The sequence below is a fragment of the Nocardia sp. NPDC052316 genome (assembly GCF_044547795.1).
Lineage (GTDB): Bacteria > Actinomycetota > Actinomycetes > Mycobacteriales > Mycobacteriaceae > Nocardia.
On record NZ_JBIUBB010000001.1, the window covers coordinates 1,038,192 to 1,058,807 of the forward strand.

The following is a 20,616-nucleotide window of genomic DNA, read 5'->3' on the forward strand; positions in this document are numbered from 1 at the left end:
CTACTCCGCGATGACGATCTTGATCTCGGCGTCCGCCGCGTCGGTCGCGTCACCCGGGGTGACGAACCAGTGGCTGACCTCGCCGTCGGCGAGGTCGGCGGGGATGTCGCCGGTCGGCAGGACCGAGAGGGCGCCCGCGGTGGCCGACGCCAGGAACTCCAGCATGGCCGCACGACCGGTGGGGGCCGTGGTGTACGTGGTCGACTCGTAGTCGATGCCGTACTCCTCGCGGACGTGCTCGGCCTGCGCCAGCGCCTCGGTCTGGGTGACCGCGAGCACGCCGTCCCCGGCCGGGACGACGAAGGCCGGGTGGTCCTCGCCGAGCGGGCGGACCCGGTCGGCGTAGGAGACCGGGTGCGACGGCGCCGCGACCAGGTCGGCCTGCAGCCGCGGCTCGGACGGGACCAGCCACTGGATCGGGCTGTCGGGCACCGGGTCCAGCGTGAGGCCGAAGGTGGCCCCGGCGCTCGACATCTCGTCGGCGGACAGATCACCGGCGAACAGCAGCGCCGCACCGGCCTTCTGCACCGCCCAGGCCGCGATCACCGCGTCCAGCGAGCGCGGCAGCGCCACCGCGACGATGTCGCCCGGCCCCGCACCGCGATCGATGAGCACCCGCGCCAACTGCGAGGAGCGTCGATCCAGGACGTGGTAAGCGATTTCGTCGCCGTCGGCGAGCAGCGCGGGCGCCTCCGGATCCTCCTCGACCACCTCGGCGAGCACCTTGGCGACCGTGTGCGCGCCGACCCGGCCCACCGGTTCCGGCGTGGTAGCCGTTGCCGTGATGCCGGATTCGGCGAGCAGGCGGGCCCGCTCCCCGGCATCGAGGATGTCGATGTCGCCGACGAGCCCATCCGGATCGCCGAGCAGCGCCTCCAGCACGCGGACCAACCGCGCGGACATGATCTCCACCTCGTCCGCGGTGAACCGGCTGCCCAGGTACTTCAGCGTCAGTTCGATCGTCGACTCGGCGGTCACCAGCAGCGTCAGCGGGTAGTGGGTGGCGTCGTTGACGCCGACACCGGTCACCGACATGCCGTCGATGGAGCTGGCGGCCGAGATGGCCTCCTTGTCCATCGGATACGACTCGAACACCAGCAGCGTGTCGAACAGCGCTCCGGTGCCCGCCACCCGCTGGATGTCGGTGAGCCCCACGTAGTGGTGCTCGAGCAGGTCCGCTTGATCGTGCTGCAACCGCTCCAGCAGCTTGCCGATGGTCTGGCGGTCGTCGATGCGCAGCCGCACCGGCAGCGTGTTGATGAACAGGCCGACCATCGACTCCACGCCGGGCAGTTCGGCGGGCCGCCCGGAGACGGTGGCGCCGAACACCACGTCGCCGCGGCCGGTGAGCCGCCCGAGCAGGATGCCCCAGGCCGCCTGCACCAGTGTGTTCACCGTGACGCCCAATTCGGCGGCGTGCTTGGTGAGTCGGCGCGTCCGGTCGGCGTCGAGCTCGGTGATCTGCTTGCCGATCTCGTACTGCTCGACCGAACGCGGTTGCGGCGCAAGCAGGGTCGGCTCGGCGACACCGTCGAGCGCGGTCGCCCACGCCCGCAGCGAGGCCTCGCGGTCCCGCCCGGCCAGCCAGCCGAGGAAGTTGCGGTACGAGGCCACCCGCGGCAACGCGGACGTGTCACCGCGAACGGCGTAGAGCACCAGCAGATCCCGCATCAGCAGCGGCATCGACCAGCCATCCAACAGGATGTGGTGGGTGGTGATCGCCAAGTGCCACTGGCTCTCCGCGCTGCGGAACAAGGTGAACCGCAGCAGCGGCGGCACCGCCATGTCGAAGTGCGTCGCCTGATCGGCCGCGACCTGCCTGCGCAGTTCCGCGGTCCGCTGCTCGGCGGGCAGTTCGGTGAGATCCACCTCGCGCCACGGCGCTTCGATCCGATCCAGCACCACCTGCACGGCCTGCCCGTCGGAGTCGGTGACGAACGCGGTGCGCAGGTTCGGGTAGCGGTCGATGATGCCCTGCGCCGCCGCGTGCAACCGCTCGACGTCCAGCGCGCCGCCGAGGTCGACCACGGCCTGCATGGTGTACACGTCGACTGTCGCCTGGGTCATCATCGCGTGGAACAGCAGACCGGACTGCAACGGCGAGAGCGGCCACACCTCGGCCAGCGCCGGGTAGTTCCGTTCCCACAGTTCGATATCGGTCTGGCCGACCCGCACCAGCGACATGTCGGACGGGGTGAAGCCACCCGCGTCCGGCCTGCGCGCGTGCGTGGCCAGCGCGGTGAGCGCGGCGACCCAGTGGTCGGCGAACTCCTGCACCTGTTCCCTGGTCAGCAGTCCGGTCGGGAAGGCGAACGCGGCACCGAGTTCCGGGCCGTCCGCGCCGTCGGTGACGATCGCGTTGATGTCGATCGTCGCGTTGGCGGGCATGTCGAGATCCATGTCGCCGTCGAGCTGACCCAGGTCCGACACCGGCACCCAGCCGATCTCGGCGAGCTGCTCCGGGATCTCCCCGGCCGACATCCGGCCCAGATAGTTGAAGCTGATCTGGCCCGCGGCACCGAGCCGCTGACCGGTCGCCTGGTTCAGGTAGCGCAGCAGGCCGTAGCCGAGGCCCTTGTCCGGCACCCCGAGCAGCTGCTCCTTGATCGACTTCACTATCTCGCCGAGCGCGGCGCCACCGGCGAAGGCGTCGGACAGGTCGGCGTCGCCGAGGTCGAGCCGGACCGGGTAGGCCGTGGTGAACCAGCCGACGGTGCGCGAAAGATCCGCGCCGGGAACGACTTCCTCTTCACGACCGTGGCCCTCGAGCTTTACCAGGGCCGCCGAGCCCGTGCCGCGCCAGCGCGCGACCGCCATGGCCAGCGCGGACAGCAGTCCGTCGTTCACGCCGCCGCGGTAGAGGCCGGGGATCGCGGTGAGCACCGCGTCGGTGACCTCGGCGGGCAGGGTGACCTCGACCCGTTCGACCGTGGCGAACGTATCGACCGCAGGGTCGAACGGCCGCGCACCGATCAGCGGATCCGGCGTCGTCGAAACCTGCTGCCAGAACGGCAGTTCCGCGACCCGCGCGGGCGACGACGCGGCCTCGACCAGGCTGTGCGCCCAGCGCCGCATCGAGGTGCCGTTGGCGGGCAGCGCGACCTGCTGGCCTGCGGCCAGCTGCGACCACGCGACCGCGAAGTCCGGAATCAGGATGCGCCAGGACACCCCGTCGACCACGAAGTGGTGGGCGACGATGAGCAGCACGTCGCGCCGCTCGCCCTCGAAGGCGAACCAGATGAACTGCGCCATCACCGCGTTCGCCGGATCCAACCGGCCGAGCGCGGCATCGAACGCCGCACTGCCGACCCGCTTCAGCTCCGCGTCGTCGACATCGGCGGCGAGATCGACCCGATGCACCATGGCATCCACGTCGACCGCGCCGGGCGCCAGCGCCTCGAACGCCCACCGATCGTCGGTGCGGCGCAACCGGGTCCGCAGCACGTCGTGGTGGTCGAACACCGCGGCGATGGTCCCGACGAGCGTCGTCCGGTCGATGCCGTCCGGCAGTCGCAGCGCCATCGTCTGCGAGAAGCGTTCGTAGGACGAGCCACTCGCGAGGATCTGCGTCATGATCGGGGTCAGCGGGATCTCGCCGACGCCGCCGCCGGGCAGCTCCTCCAGCTTCACCTGCTCCGAACCCGCACCGAGGGTGGCGATTTCGGCGAGCGAGGCCACGCTGCGCCGCTCGAACACCTCGCGCGGGGAGAACACCACGCCGCGCGCCTTGGCCCGCGACACCAGCTGGATGGACAGGATGCTGTCGCCGCCGAGCGCGAAGAACGAGTCGTCCAGGCCGATCTGCTCGACCCCGAGCACCTCGGCGAACACCTCGGCGATGATCGCCTCGACCTCGCTGGCCGGTGCCCGGAACTCGCGCGGCGCGAGCACCGGCTCGGGCAGCGCCTTGCGATCGAGCTTGCCGACCGGGGTCAGCGGGATCTCGTCGAGCACCATGATCGCCGAGGGCACCATGTGCGGCGGCAGACTCCGCGCGGCGTGCTCGTTGAGCCGGGCCGTGTCGATCTCGTGGCCGGGCACCGCGAGCACATAGGACACCAGAATCGTGGCACCCGCCGCGGTCTGCTTGCCCAGCGTGATCGAGAACTCGACGTCCTCGTGCGCGGCGAGCACGGTGTCGATCTCGCCGAGCTCGATGCGGAAGCCGCGGATCTTCACCTGGAAGTCCGAGCGGCCGACGTAGTCCAGCTCCCAGCGCACCTCGGGCACCGCGGCATTACCCGCGCGCTCGCCCGGCTCGGCGAACCAGCGCACCACGTCACCGGTGCGGTACATCCGCGCGCCCTCGTTGCTCCACGGGTTGGCGACGAACCGCTCCGCGGTCAGGTCGGGGCGGTTGTGGTAGCCACGCGCCACCGCGCCACCGGCGAGGTAGAGCTCGCCGGCGACACCCGGCGGCACCGGGTTGAGGCGCGCGTCGAGCACCAGCGCGGACATGCCACGCACCGGAAGACCGATGGTGACGTGCCTGCCCGGGGTGAGGCTGGCGTAGGACGAGATGATCGTCGTCTCGGTCGGGCCGTAGGCGTTGAAGTACTTCCGGCCCGGATACCACTTGGCCAGCAACTCCGGCGTGGTGACATCGCCACCGACGGAGACCACCTCGAGCGCGTCCAGGTCCGCCGGGTCCACCGTGCCGAGCACGGCGGGGGTGATGATGGTGTGCGTCACCCGCTCGGTGCGCAGCAGCTCCGCCAGATCCGGGCCGCCGATGATGGTCGACGGCACGATCACCAGGGTGGCGCCGGTGTAAGCGGCACACAGCCATTCGAGCACCGACGGGTCGAAGCTCGGCGAGCAGATGTGCAGGAAGCGGTGGTGCGCCTCGAGCTGGTACAGGTCGGTGGCGACACCGACCAGGCCGCCCATGCCCGCGTGGGTCACGGTGACGCCCTTGGGCATACCCGTCGAACCCGACGTGTAGATCACGTACACGGGGTGCCGCATCGCCAGCGAGGAGATCCGGTCCGCGTCGGTCACCGACTCCGGCGACTTCGCCTCGATCTGCTCGTCCAGCGCGGCATCGTCGAGCCGCAGCCATTCGACGTCGCGCGGCAGTCGATCCACGTACTCGCTCGCGGTGATACCGATCACCGCGCCGGAGTCGTTGATCATGTGCCGCATGCGGTCTTCGGGGTAGGTCGGGTCGACCGGCACGTGCGCGCCGCCCGCCTTCGCCACCGCCCAGAACGCCGCGACCATCTCGTAGGAACGCGGGAACGACAGCGCCACAATGCGTTCCGGACCGACACCGCGATCGATCAGCACCCGCGCCAGGCGCGAGGAGTACTCGTCGAGCTCGCGGTAGGTGATCGAACGACCCTGGTAGCGGACCGCGATCTGGTCCGGGTTCAGCTGCGCGCCGCGCTGCAGCAGGTCCGGCAGCAGCCCGGTGGCCATCACGTCTTCGCCGTGCACGTGCGTCAGCAGGTCGTACTCGGCCGCGTCGAGCAGCGGCAGATCACCGACCGGCGTCTCGCGGTCGCCTGCGATCGCGTCGAGCAGCCTGGTGAAGCGCTGCGCGAAGACCTCGACGGTCGCGTCGTCGAACAGGTCACGGGCGAAGGAGAACTCGGCGTACATGCCCGCGCTGTCGGCGGCGGGCGCCTCCCGGATCGTCAGCGACAGATCGAACTTCGCCGTGTCGACGTCGAAATCGACGGCGCCCACATGCAATCCGGGCAGTTCGAAGCTGGTCTCCGGCAGGTTCTCGAACGACAGCGCCACCTGGAACAGCGGGTGCCGTGCGGTCGAGCGCTCCGGGTTGAGCAGCTCGACCAGCCGCTCGAACGGCAGGTCGGCATGCGCGAACGCCTGCAGGTCCGCGTCCTTCGTCCTGGCGAGCAGCTGCCCGAAGGTGAGGTCGCCCTCCACGTGTGAACGCAGCACCAGCGTGTTGACGAACATGCCGATCACGTCGTCGAGTTCGGCCTCGCCACGACCGGCCACCGGCGTACCGATGGCGATGTCGTCGGTGCCCGACATCCGCGCAAGGAACAGCGCGAGCGCGGCGTGCACCAGCATGAACATCGTCGCGTTCTGCTCACGGGCGACCTCGGTGAGCCGTCGGTGCAGCTCGCCGTCGATCGGGAATACCACCCGGCCACCGGCGAACGACTGGGTCGTCGGCCTGGTCCGGTCGGCGGGCAGGTTGAGCTCGTCGGGCAGCCCCGCCAGCGTGCTGCGCCAGTACTCGGCCTGCTGCGAGATCAGGCTCTCCGGATCGGTCTCCGAGCCGAGCACATCGCGCTGCCAGAGGCTGAAGTCGGCGTACTGCACCGGCAGCGGCGCCCAGCCCGGCGGCACGCCGGCCGAGCGGGCCGCGTAGGCCAGCATCACATCGCGGGTCAGCGGGCCCATCGACCAGCCGTCGGCGCTGATGTGGTGCACGACGAACACCAGCACGTATGCACCGTCGTGGATCCGGAACAGCTTGGCCCGCAACGGAATTTCCGCCGTGACGTCGAACCCGGCCGTGATGACGTCGATGATCCGCTGCTGAATGTCTTCGACGGCAACGTTTTCCGGCGTCAGATCCGGCACCGACTGTTCGGCAGGCATGATCACCTGGTTGGCCGCGCGACCCTGCTCCGGGTACACCGTGCGCAGCGTCTCGTGCCTGGCGATGACGTCCCCGACGGCCGCTTGCAGCGCGGCGACGTCGAGCTCACCGGTGAGCCGCACCGCGACCGGGATGTTGTTGACCGCGGAGGCGGTGTCGAACTGGTTCAGGAACCACATGCGCTGCTGCGCGAGCGACAGCGGGATCTGCTCCGGACGCTGCCCAGCGACCAGGGCTTTACGGCCACCCGCACCCGCATGCTGTTCGACCTTCACGGCCAGACCGGACACGGTTGACGCCTCGAACAGCGCACGCACCGGCACCCGAGCATCCAGCGCGGCACCGATGCGAGCGGCGACCTGGGTGGCGAGCAGCGAGTTACCACCGAGGCCGAAGAAGTCGTCATCGACGCCGACCCGCTCGACACCGAGCACCTCGGCATACACCGAGGCCACGATCTCCTCGGTCGGGGTGGATGGGGCGCGGTAGACCTGAGCCTCGAACTCCGGCTCCGGCAACGCCTTCCGATCCAACTTGCCGTTCACATTGAGCGGCAACGCATCCAGCACCACGAACGCCGACGGCACCATGTACGACGGCAAACCATCGATGAGCGCCGACTTCACCTGCGCCACATCGACATCACCGCCGGACGGCACAACATACGCGACCAGGCGATCACCGGTCTTGGGATCGGACTTGGCGACCACCGCGGTCTGCGCGATCTCCGGCAGCGCGAGCAGCGCGGCCTCGATCTCGCCCAACTCGATGCGGAAGCCACGGATCTTCACCTGGAAGTCGGTGCGACCCCGATACTCCAGCTCGCCGGAGGCATTCCACGCCACCAGGTCGCCGGTGCGATACATCCGCGCACCGGCCTGGAACGGATTGGCCACGAACCGATCCGCCGTCAGATCCGCCCGACCGAAGTAGCCACGGGCCAGCTGCGCACCGGCGAGGTACAGCTCGCCTGCGACGCCGTCCGGCACCGGCTGCAGTCGCGAATCCAGCACGTAGACCTGGCTGTTCCACTCGGGCAGGCCGATGGACACCGAGGTCTCGTCCGCCCTGGTCACCCGATGGCTGGTGATCGACACCGCGGCCTCGGTCGGACCGTAGAGGTTGAACAGCTCGGTCCGGGAGTGCTCCCGCACGAACCGCTGCGCCAGCGCGCCCGGCAGCGCCTCACCGATCGCCAGCACCCGCCACAGCGAGTTCGGGAAATCACCCGCGGTGAGCGCGTCGAGCATGGACGGCACGACGTGCAGCGTGGTGACCCACTCCCGAGCCATCAACTCGTTCAAATACGCCGGATCCTGATGACCATCAGGCGAGGCAATCACCAAACGACCACCACACACCGCCGCCGACCAGAACTCCCACACCGAAAGATCGAACGTCGCAGCCGTCTTCAGCAGAATCGCATCCGCCGCATCCAACCCGAACTCAGTAACCTTCCACTGCAACTGGTTCGCAATAGCCGCATGCGACACCGCCACACCCTTGGGCCGACCCGTCGAACCCGACGTAAAGATCACATACGCCGTATTCGCCGCACGCAACGACGCGACCCGATCGGCGTCGGTGATCGGGGAAGAGTCCAGCTCCTCGAGGTCGAGCTCGTCGATCCGCACCAAAGGCGCGACCGGGGTATCGAACTCAGCCGCCGCGTTCGTCAGCACACACACCGGTGCCGCGGACTCGAGGATGTAGCTCGTACGCTCGGCCGCTTGCGCGGGATCCACCGGCACATACGCACCACCGGACTTCGCCACCGCATACATCGCCACGATCAAATCGACCGAGCGCCGGAATGCCAACGCCACCCGCGACTCTGGACCGACACCGATCGAGATCAGGTGCCGCGCAAGACGATTCACCCGAGCATCGAGATCGGCGTAGGTGATCGACGCACCGTCCGCGGTGACCAGCGCGACTTCCTTCGGACCTGCGGCCACCGAGGCATCGAGCAGCGACACCAGCGTCGCCGCCGAATCCACCACGTAGTCGGTCGCATTGCGGCCGCTCACCAGCTGGGTGCGCTCCGCGGCGTCGAGCAGTTCGATGTCGCCCACCGCGGTGCGCGGCGCGGCGACGATCTCCCCGAGCAGACGCGCGAATCGATCGACGAAGCCCTGCACCGTATCCCGATCGAACATGTCGGTGGCGTAGGTGAAGAAGCCGGTGATGCCCTCGGGATCGCCCGAGTCGCCGTACCGGTCGGTCGCGATCAGGTGCAGATCGAACTGGGACAGCGCGGTGTCGATGTCGAGCCCGGACACCGTGAGGCCCGGCAGCTCCAGCCCGGCCTGCGCCAGGTTCTGGAACGACAGACCCACCTGGAACAGCGGATGCCGCGCGGTGGAGCGGACCGGGTTGAGCACCTCGACCAGCCGCTCGAACGGCACATCGGCGTTGGCGAAGGCCTGGATGTCGATCTCGCGTTGCCTGGCGAGCAGTTCGGTGAACGGCTCCCCGGCCTCGACCCTGGTGCGGAACACCAGCGTATTGACGAACATGCCGATCAGGTCGTCCAGCACGGCCTCGCCACGGCCCGCCATCGGCGTGCCGATCGCGATGTCGTCGGTGCCGGACAGGCGGGCCAGCAGCACCGCGAGCGCGGTGTGCACGACCATGAACAGCGTCGCGCCCTCGGTCCTGGCCAGCTCGATCAGCGCCTGATGCGTCGCGGCGTCGACGTGCAGCTCGACCTTGCCGCCGGCGAAGGACTGCACCGCGGGGCGCGGCCGATCCGACGGCAGATCCAGCTGATCCGGCAGGTCCGCCAACGCCTGGCGCCAGTAGGCGACCTGCTTGGCCGCCAGCGACTCCGGATCGTCCTCGCTGCCGAGCAGCTCACGCTGCCAGATGCTGTAGTCGGCGTACTGCACCTCGAGCGGCGCCCAGTTCGGGGCCTCGCCCGCCGACCGCGCCGCGTAGGCGATCATCAGGTCGCGGGTCAGCGGACCGACCGAGGAGCCGTCACCGGAGATGTGGTGCACGACCATCGCCAGGACGTACTCGACCTCCGGGGCGGAGTCGGCGGAGCGACCCGCCGACTCGGCCGTGGCTTCGGCCGACTCTCCGGCGATCTGGAACAGCGCGACCTTCATCGGCACCTCGGCGGTGACGTCGAACATCGTCGAAGTCAGTGCCACCACGGCGGATTCGATCTGCGCGGGAGCGACCACGCGCACTTCCAAGCGCGGCACCGCCTGCGCGGGCGGCAGGATCACCTGCACCGGACCGCCGTCGGTCTGCGGGTAGATGGTGCGCAGGATCTCGTGCCTGCTCACCAGGTCCGCGATCGCGGCGCGCAGCGCGGCGACATCGAGCGCGCCGGTGAGCCGCACCGCGATCGGCACGTTGTACGCCGCCGACTGGGTGTCGAACCGGTTCAGGAACCACATGCGCTGCTGCGCGAGCGAGAGCGGAATGTGTTCCGGGCGTGGGCCTGCCGTCAGCGCCTTGCGGCCGCCTGCGTCGGCATGCTGCTCCACCCGGACCGCCAGCGCGGCGACGGTCGAGGCCTCGAACAGCAACCGGACCGGCACCCGCGTGTTCAGCGCCTCACCGAGGCGGGCGGCGACCTGCGTGGCCAGCAGCGAGTTACCGCCCCAGGCGAAGAAGTCGTCGTCCAGGCCGAGCCGCTTGGACTCCGCGCCCTCCCGATCCGAGATGCGCAGCACGTCGGCGAAGGTGTTCGCCACGATCTGCTCGATCGGCGTCACCGGCGCGCGGAACACCGCCTTCTCGAAGGTGGGCGCGGGCAACGCCTTGCGGTCCAGCTTGCCGTTGGCGTTCAACGGCAGCGCGGGCAGCTCGATGAGCACCGACGGCACCATGTACGACGGCAGCTCCGCGGCGAGCGCGGACTGCAACCCGCGCTTGTCGAGCTGACCCGTCCGCGGCACGACGTAGGCGACGAGCCGGTCACCGATGTTCGGATCGGTGTGCGCCAGCACGGCGGCCGCGGTGATCGCGGGCTGGCGCAGCAGCGCGGCCTCGATCTCACCGAGCTCGATGCGGAAGCCACGGATCTTCACCTGGAAGTCGGTGCGGCCGCGGTAGTCCAGCTCGCCGGAGGCGTTCCAGGCCACCAGGTCGCCGGTGCGGTACATCCGCTCGCCGGGTGCGCCGAACGGGTCGGCGACGAACCGGTCGGCGGTCAGCTCGGGCTTGCCGAAGTAGCCGCGCGCCAACTGCGCACCGGCCAGATACAGCTCGCCGGAGACGCCGGCCGGGACCGGACGCAGCCTGGTGTCGAGCACGTACACCCGGCTGTTCCACTCCGGGGCACCGATCGACACCGAGACCTGATCGGCGTCGGTGACCAGGTGGCTGGTGATCGACACCGCGGCCTCGGTAGGCCCGTACAGGTTGAAAAGCTCGGCGGCGTTGTCGCGACGGAACCGCTGTGCGGTCGCCGCGGGCAAAGCCTCACCGATGGCGAGCACCCGGCGCAGCGACGGCGTCAGGCGGCCCGCGGCCTCGGTGAGCAGCGAGTCGAGCATCGACGGCACCACATGCAGAGTGGTGACGCCGGTACCGCGCATCAGCTCGTTGAGGTACGCCGGATCACGGTGACCGTCGGGCGCCGAGATGACCAGGCGGCCGCCGGACGCGGCGGCGGTCCAGAACTCCCACACCGACAGGTCGAACGTCGCCGCGGTCTTCAGCAGGATGGCGTCGTCCGCGCCGAGGCCGAAGGTCGCGATCTCCCACTGCAACTGGTTCACGATCGCCGCGTGCGGCACCGCAACGCCCTTGGGCTGGCCGGTCGAGCCGGACGTGAAGATCACGTACGCGGTGTTCGCCGGGGTCAGTGTGCCGCGGCGCTCGTCGCCGGTCACCGGACCGGCCGCGAACGTGGTCAGGTCGAGCGCGTCGAACTGGACGACTTCGGTTGCGGCGGTACGGAATCCGTCGCGACCGGTGGTCAGCACGCAGACCGGTGCCGCGGTAGCGAGGATGTAGTCGGTCCGCTCGGCGGGCTGGTCCGGATCGATGGGCACATACGCCGCACCGGATTTCGCGACCGCGTACATGGCGACGACCAGATCGGTGGACCGGCGGATGGCCAGCGCCACCCGGTCCTCCGGGCCGATGCCGCGCTGGATCAGGTAGCGGGCCAGGCGATTCACTCGGCTATCCAGCTCGGCGTAAGACAAGCTCGCGTAGCGAATCCGTGAGGTGTGGTGGTCGGGCGACGGGTGGGCCTGCTGACCGGTCGGATCGTCCGCGACGAGCGCGACCGCATCCGGTGCCGCCGCGACCGAGGCGTCCAGCAGCGACACCAGCGTCGCGGTCGGATCGACCTCGTGCGCGGTGTCGTTCCAGGTGCCCAGGATGCGGGTGTGCTCGTCGGCCGCGAGCAGGTCGATCTCGCCGACCGGCAGGGTGGCGTCGGCGACCACCGCGTCCAGCACCCGCACGAAGCGGTCCGCGAAGCCCTGGACCGTGTCCTCGTCGAACAGGTCGATGGCGTAACCGAATTCGGTGATGATCTCGGCGGGCGTGCCGTCCTCGGCGTACCGGTCGTACAGCGTGACGTGCAGGTCGGTCTTGGCCAGCTGCGAGTCGAAGTTGACCGCGCTCACCGACAGGCCGGGCAGTTCGAAGGTGGTCTCGGCCAGGTTCTGGAACGACAGACCCACCTGGAACAGCGGGTTGCGCGCGGTGGAGCGCACCGGGTTGAGCACCTCGACGAGCCGCTCGAACGGCACGTCGGCGTTGGCGAACGCCTCGAGGTCGCGCTCCTTGACGTCGGCGAGCAGATCGGCGAACCGGTCGCCCGGCTGCACCCTGGTGCGGAACACCAGGGTGTTGACGAACATGCCGATCAGGTCGTCGAGTTCGCGTTCACCGCGGCCCGCGATCGGGGTGCCGACCGCGATGTCGTCGGTGCCGGACAGGCGCGAGAGCAGCACGGCAAGCGCCGCGTGCACCACCATGAACAGCGACGCGTTGTTGGCGCGCGCCAGCTCGTGCAGGCGGGCGTGCCGCTCCGGGGAGATCTCGAAGCGAATCGCCTTGCCGTGGAACGACTGCGCGGGCGGGCGCGGCCGGTCGGCGGGCAGCTCCAGCTGGTCGGGCAGCCCGGCCAGCGCGGTCTGCCAGTAGCCGACCTGCTGGGCGGCCAGGGATTCCGGATCGTCCTCCGAACCGAGCACCGCACGCTGCCAGAGCGCGTAGTCGGCGTACTGCACCGGCAGCGGAAGCCACTGCGGCACTTCGCCTTGCGCGCGGGCCACGTACGCGGCCATCACGTCGCGGGCCAGCGGGCCCATCGACGAGCCGTCCGCCGCCACGTGGTGCACGGTGAACGCGAGCACGTGCTCGTCCGGCGCGATCCGGAACAGCGCCACCGCAAGGGGTACCTCTACGGTGACGTCGAAGGTGGTCATCGCGAACGCGATCACCGCGTTGAGCAGTTCGTCCTCGGTGACGTCGACCGGGGTGAGCGCGGCGGCGGACTCGGCCGCCGGGCGGATCACCTGGTGCGGCCCCTCCGCGGAGCGCGGGTATGTGGTGCGCAGCACCTCGTGGCGGGCGAACACGTCGCCGATCGCCTGCTCCAGCGCGGCGACATCGAGGGTGCCCGACAACCGCACCGCGAGCGGGATGTTGTCGACCGCCGAAGTGGCCGTGTCGAACTGGTTGAGGAACCAGTAGCGCTGCTGCGCGGGCGAGAGCGGGATCCGGTCCGGACGCTCCCCGGTCTCCAGCTTGGGCCGGTGCCTGCCGGAGCCCGCGTTGCGCTCGACCCGGGTGGCCAGCGCGAACACCGTGGACGCCTCGAACAGGTCACGGACCGCCAGCTGGGTATCCAGCGCGGCGCCGAGCCGCGCGGTCACCTGGGTGGCCAGCAGCGAGTTGCCGCCGAGCTCGAAGAAGTCGTCGTCCAGGCCGACCCTGGCGACGCCGAGCACGTCGCCGAAGGTGCCCGCGACGATCTCCTCGATCGGGGTGGACGGCGCCCGGAACACCTTGGCCTCGAACACCGGCGCGGGCAGCGCCTTGCGGTCCAGCTTGCCGGAGGCGTTGAGCGGGAACTCGTCCAGCACCACGAAGGCCGAGGGCACCATGTACGCGGGCAGCTCACTGCCGAGTTCGGTGCGCACACCGTCGATGTCGACCACATGACCTGCCGTCGGCACGACGTAGCCGACCAGCTGATCGCCGAGTCGATCGTCCGAGCGCACGACCACCACGGCCTGCGCGATGGAATCCAGTGCGGTGAGCGCGGATTCGATCTCGCCGAGCTCGATCCGCAGACCACGCAGCTTCACCTGGAAGTCGGTGCGGCCCAGGTACTCCAGTTCGCCGCGCGGTGTCCAGGTGACGAGGTCGCCGGTGCGGTACATCCGCTCGCCGTCCGCGCCGAACGGGTTGGCCACGAACCGATCCGCGGTGAGCTCCGGGCGCGCGACATAGCCGCGGGCCAGTTGCACGCCAGCGAGGTACAGCTCACCCGCGACGCCGACCGGCACCGGGTGCAGCCGCGAATCCAGCACGTACACCTGGGTGTTGAACACCGGAGCGCCGATCGGCACGGACACCGCGTCGGCCTCGTCCACCTCGTGGAAGGTGACGTCGACGGCGGCCTCGGTCGGGCCGTACAGGTTGTGCAGGCGCGCACCGGTGAGTTCCCGCATCCGCTGCGCGGTGGCGGCGGGCAGCGCCTCACCGGAGGCGAAAACGTTGACCAGGCTGGTGCATTCGTCGGCCCGCTGCTCGGCGACGAACACCGAGAGCATGGACGGCACGAAGTGCGCGGTGGTGACCTGTTCGTCGGTGATCACCTGGATCAGGTAGCCGGGATCGCGGTGGCCATCCGGCTTCGCCACGACCAGGCGGGCGCCGACCTGCAAGGGCCAGAAGAACTCCCACACCGACACGTCGAAGGTGGCAGGCGTCTTCTGCAACACCACATCGGTGGTTTCCAGGCCGTACTCGGCCTGCATCCACACCAGACGGTTGACGATCGCCGCGTGGCTGACCGCCACGCCCTTCGGCCGACCGGTGGAGCCGGAGGTGAAGATGACGTACGCGGTGTTCGACGGGCGCAGCGGCGCACGACGATCCGTATCGGTCACCGGTGCGTCGGAGTAGTCCGCCAGCTCCAGGCCATCGATCAGCACGGCGGGGGTCTGCCCGGCGTCGAACTCGTCACGCGCGGTGGTCAGGACACACACCGGCCGCGCGGTCTCGAGCACGTAGTGGGTGCGCTCGGCCGGATGATCCGGATCCAGCGGCACATACGCGCCGCCCGCGACACTCACCGCGTACATGCCGACGACCAGGTCGATGGATCGGCGCATACCGAGCGCCACCATCGAATCGGGGCCGACGCCCAGCGAGATCAGGTGCCGGGCAAGGCGATTCACCCGCGCCGCGAACTCGGCATATGTCAGCGTGACATAGTCACTCGATGAGGGGTGGTGGTCGGGCGACGGGTGGGCCAGAGTTGTCCCCTCGAACGTCAAAGCCGCGGCATCGGGGGTCCTGGCGACCTGCGCCTCGAACATCGATACCAGCGTCGCCGTGTCGTCCACCGCATGCGCGGTGTCGTTCCAGCGCGCGACCACCTGAGCGTGCTCGGCCGAGTCCAGCAGCTCGACATCGCCGATCGCCACGGACGGGTCAGCGACGACCGCGGTCAGCAGCCGGACGAGCCGGTCCGCGACACCCGCGATGGTGCCCGCGTCGAACATGTCGGTCGCGTAGGCGAACTCGGCGGTCATGCCGTCGGCGGCGCCCTCGGCGTCGAACCGGTCGGACAGGCTCAGGTGCAGATCGAACTTGGCGGTCACCACGTCCAGCGGCACCCCGGCGACCTCCAGGCCGGGCAGCTCGAACGAGGCCTCCCCGGTGTTCTGGAACGACAGCATCACCTGGAACAGCGGATGCCGCGCCTGCGAGCGGGCCGGATTGAGGATCTCGACCAGCCGCTCGAACGGCAGGTCCGCGTGGCCGAAGGCGGCCAGGTCGCGGTCCTTGGTGTGCGCGACCAGGTCCGTGAACGAGTCCGCCGGGTCGACCGCGCTGCGCAGCACGAGCGTGTTGACGAACATGCCGATGGCGTCGTCGAGCACGGCCTCACCGCGACCGGCCACCGCGGTGCCGATGGCGATGTCGTCGCTGCCGGACAACCGGGCGAGCAGGGCGGCGAACGCGGCGTGCACCACCATGAACAGGCTGGCGCCGTGCGCCCTGGCGAGCGCGTTCAGCTCACGGACCAGCTGTGCGTCGAGCGAGAACTCGTACACGCCACCGCGATTGGACGCCACGGCGGGCCGCGAACGGTCCGCGGGCAGGTCGAGCTGGTCGGGCAGACCGGCCAGGCTGTCGGACCAGTAGGCGACCTGCTGGGCGATCAGCGAGGCCGGATCGTCTTCGGAGCCGAGGGTTTCGCGCTGCCACAGCGCGAAGTCGGCGTACTGCACCGGCAGCGGCGCCCAGGCGGGTGCCTCGCCGCGCGAGCGCGCCGCGTAGGCGATCATCACGTCGCGGGCCAGCGGGCGCACCGACCAGCCGTCGCCGGAGATGTGGTGCACTACGAAGACCAGCACGTGGGTGTCGGGCTGCGAGCCGTCCATCGAGCCTGCGACCCGGAACAGCTTGGCCCGCACCGGCACCTCGGTGGTGACGTCGAAGCCGGTCAGCACCAATTCGCTGACCCGCTCCTGGATCTCGGTCTCCGACACCTCGATCGGGGTCAGCTCGATGGTCTCCTGCCCGGCGGGCAGCACGACCTGAACACCTTGGCCGTCGGCGGTTTCCGGGTAGACGGTGCGCAGCACCTCGTGCCGGTCGACCACGTCGGCGACGGCTCGGCGCAGCGCGTCGGTGTCGAGCGAGCCGGTGAGCCGGACCGCGAGCGGGATGTTGTTCACCGCGGTCTGGTTGTCGAACCGGTTGAGGAACCACATCCGCTGCTGGGCGAGCGACAACGGGATGCGGGCCGGGCGCCTGCCTGCCACGAGTTCGCGGCGGCGGCCGGTGCCCTGATGGGCCTCCATCCGCGCGGCCAGCGCGGCGACGGTCGGCGCCTCGAACAGCATCCGCACCGGGACGCGGGTGTCCAGCGCCGCGCCGAGGCGGGCGACCACCTGGGTGGCGATGAGCGAGTTGCCGCCGAGGTCGAAGAAGTCGTCGTCGAGGCCGACGGCGCGTTCGCCGTCGGTGCTGGTGAGACCGAGCACCTCGGCGAAGGTGTCGGCCACGATCTCTTCGATCGGGGTGGACGGTGCGCGGAACTCCCGTGCCTCGAAGGCCGGTGCGGGCAGTGCGCGCCGGTCCAGCTTGCCGTTCGGGTTGAGCGGCATGGCGTCGAGCACCACGATCGCGGCGGGCACCATGTACGACGGCAGTCGGGTGGACAGGTGTGCCCTGAGGTCGTCGACGTCGACGGTCGTGTCGCCGACCGGCACCACATAGCCGACCAGCTGATCGCCGGTGTGCGCGTCCGAGCGCACCATCGCGACGGACTGGGCCACCGAATCGTGTGCGGCCAGGGCGGTTTCGATCTCACCGAGCTCGATGCGCAGGCCGCGCAGTTTCACCTGGAAGTCGGTGCGGCCGATGTACTCGATGGCGCCCGTGTGATGCCCACCCGTCGCCCGGCCACCGCCCCTCATCGAATCGCTGCGCGATGCAGGCACCCATTTCACGAGGTCACCGGTGCGGTACATCCGCGCGCCCGCGGCGCCGAACGGGTTGGCCACGAAGCGATCCGCGGTCAAGTCGGTGCGGCCGAAGTAGCCGCGCGCCAGCTGCGCACCGGCGAGGTACAGCTCGCCCGCGACACCCGACGGCACCGGCTGCAGGCGCGCGTCGAGCACGTACGCCTGGGCGTTCCACACCGGCAGGCCGATCGGCACCGCGCCGGACACCTCGTCGGCGACCGGGCCGTGCGTGGCGTGCACGGTGAATTCCGTTGGGCCGTAAAGGTTGTACAGCTCGGCCGAGCTGACCTTGCGGATGGCCTCGACCGCCTCGGCGGTGAAGGCCTCACCGGCGACGAACAGCGTCCGCAGCGAGGCGAGGGCGGCACCGGCACCGGTCGCGTCGACGTTTCCGGCGAAGACGGTCAGCATCGACGGCACGAACGAGGTCATGGTGACGCGCTCGGCGGCGATCACGTCCGCGAGGTACTGCGGATCGCGATGGCCGTCCGCACTGGCCACCACGAGGCGGCCGCCGGTGGTCAGCGGGCCGAACAGCTCCCACACCGACACGTCGAAGGTCGCGGGCGTCTTGAACAAGACCACGTCGTCGGCGCCGATGCCGTATTCGCCGGTGATCCAGCGGATCTGGTTCACCACGGCGGCGTGCGGCACCGCGACGCCCTTCGGGCGACCGGTCGAGCCGGAGGTGAAGATCACGTACGCCGGGTGTTCCGGGCGCAGCGGCGCGAGCCGTTCGGCGTCGGTGACCGGCTCGTCCGAGTAACCGGACAGGTCCAGCTCATCGATCGAGTGGGTGGTGCGGCCCTCGGCGTCGAACGCGTCGCGCGAGGTGGTCAGCACACACACCGGGTCGGCCGAGTCGAGCACATAGTTCACCCGTTCGGCGGGCTGGTCGAGGTCCAGCGGCACATAGCCGCCGCCGGCCTCCTGCACCGCGTACACGGCGACGAGCAGGTCCACCGAGCGGCGCAGACCGAGGGCGACCAGGGTCTCCGGGCCGACACCGGCTTCGATCAGCTTGCGCGCCAATCGGTGCACTCGAGCGCCGAACTCGGCGTACGTCAGCGAGGCTCCCGTTGCGGGGTCGATGACTGCGACCGAGTCCGGAGTCGCCTGCGCCTGTGCCGCGAACTCGGCGACCAGGGTGGTCGGTGCGCCGAGAGCACGCTCGGTGGCGTTCCAGCCGCGCAGTGCCTGCTCGGTCTCCTGCTCGTCCAGCAGGGAGATATCGCCGATCGGCCGATCAGGTTCGGCGGCAAGAGCTTTCAGCAGCCGGTGGAACCGCTGCCCGAGCTCGGCCATCGTTTCCGGATCGAAAAGATCGGTGGCGTAGATGAATTCGGCACTAATACCGGCCGCGGCAGCACCCACGCCGTTAGCCCGCCCGTCACCCGACCGCCGCCCCTCATCGAGTCGCTCCGCGACGCTGATCGGCTGGGTGGCGTTCTTCTCCGACAGCGTCAACTGCAGGTCGAACTTCGCCGTATCGATCGGCAGCTCGACCCCGCTGACCGTCAGTCCCGGCAGCTCGAGGCTGTTCTGACCGAGGTTCTGGAACGACAGCAGCACCTGGAACAACGGGTGCCGCGCCTGCGAGCGGGCCGGGTTCAGGATCTCGACCAGCCGCTCGAACGGCAGGTCCGCGTGCCCGAACGCGGCGATATCGGTGGCGCGCACCGTGCGCAGCAGATCGGTGAACGTCGCGGCGCTATCGATCGGCGTCCGCAGCACCAGGGTGTTGACGAACATGCCGATCAGGTCGTCGAGCGCCCGCTCGCCACGGCCGGCGACCGGGGTGCCGATGGCGATGTCGCGCTCGCCGGACAGCCGGGCGAGCAGCACGGCCAGCGCGGTGTGCGCGACCATGAACAGCGTCGCGCCCCTGGTGCGGGCGAGTTCGGTGAGCTTGCCGTGGGTTTCGGCGTCGATCTCGAAGGTGTGCGTCGCGCCGCGGCCGGAGGCGACCGCGGGGCGCGGCCGATCGGTGGGCAGGTCGAGCTGATCGGGCAGCCCGGCCAGCGAGTTCGACCAGTATGCGATCTGCTGGGCGATCACCGATTCCGGATCGTCCTCGTCGCCGAGCACGGCGCGCTGCCACAGCGCGAAGTCGGCGTACTGGACTTCCAGTGGCCGCCAGGCGGGTTCGCCGCCTTCGACGCGGGCACCGTAGGCGGTCATCACGTCTCGGGTCAGCGGGCCCATGGAGAAACCGTCGGCCGAGATGTGGTGCACCACCAGGGCCAGCACATGCTCGGTGGGGCTCACCTCGAACAGCCTGGCCCGGAACGGCACCTCGGTGGTGACGTCGAAGGCGGTCAGCACCAGCTCGGAGAGCCGTTGCGGCAGTTCGGCCTCGGTGACCTCGAACGGCGCGAGGTCGGGGATCACCTTGCCGGTGGGCACGGTCTGCTGATGCGCGGTGCCGTCCACCTCCGGGTAGAAGGTGCGCAGCGACTCGTGCCTGGCCAGCACGTCGGCCACGGCGATCTGCAGTGCCTGCCGGTCGAGCAGACCGGACAGCCGCACCGCGGCCGGGATGTTGTCCACGGCCGAGTCCGGGTCGAAGCGGTTCAGGAACCACATGCGCTGCTGGGCCAGCGACAGCGGCACCAGCGCGGGCCGCTGCTGCGGCACCAGGGCCGCCCTGGCCCCGGCGCCCGCGTGGGTCTCCGCGCGGGCCGCGAGCGCGACCACGGTGGACGCCTCGAACAGCTCGCGGACGCCGAGATCGGTGTCCAGCGCGGCGGACAGCCGCGCGGCAACCTGGGTGGCGGACAGCGAGTTACCGCCGAGGGCGAAGAAGTCGTCGTCCAGGCCGACCCGTTCCACGCCGAGCACCTCGGCGAAAGTGGCCGCGACGATCTCCTCCACCGGCGTGGTCGGCGCGCGGAACACCGCGGCCTCGAACACCGGCGCGGGCAGCGCCTTGCGGTCGAGCTTGCCGGAGGCGTTGAGCGGGAACTCGTCGAGCACGAGCACCACCGACGGCACCATGTACGCGGGCAGCCGCTCCGCCAGGTCCTCGCGCAGCAACTCGGTGTCCACCCGCACGTTCGGCGCGGCAATGACGTAGGCGACGAGCTGGTCGCCGGTGTGCTGGTCACCGCGGACCACCACGACCGACTGGGCGACCTCGTCCAGCGCGGTGAGCGCGGTCTCGATCTCGCCGAGCTCGATCCGCAGACCACGCAGCTTCACCTGGAAGTCGGTGCGGCCCAGGTACTCCAGCTCGCCGTCCGGTGTCCAGGAGACCAGGTCACCGGTGCGGTACATGCGCTCGCCCGCGGCACCGTAGGGGTTGGCCACGAAGCGGTCGCTGGTGAGATCCGGCCGCGCGAC

At 70.0% G+C, this 20,616-nt stretch carries 1 protein-coding gene (cut by a window edge); it reads right to left on the reverse strand.

The annotated features are described in order from the left end of the window. On the reverse strand, window positions 1-20,616 hold the 3' end of the coding sequence (locus ACIHA7_RS04845) for a non-ribosomal peptide synthase/polyketide synthase (RefSeq protein ID WP_397285598.1). The gene runs 23,256 nt beyond the window's last position; 20,616 of the gene's 43,872 nt are visible here — the last part of the coding sequence; the start codon falls outside the window, past its right edge — the gene reads right to left on this strand; its stop codon occupies window positions 1-3.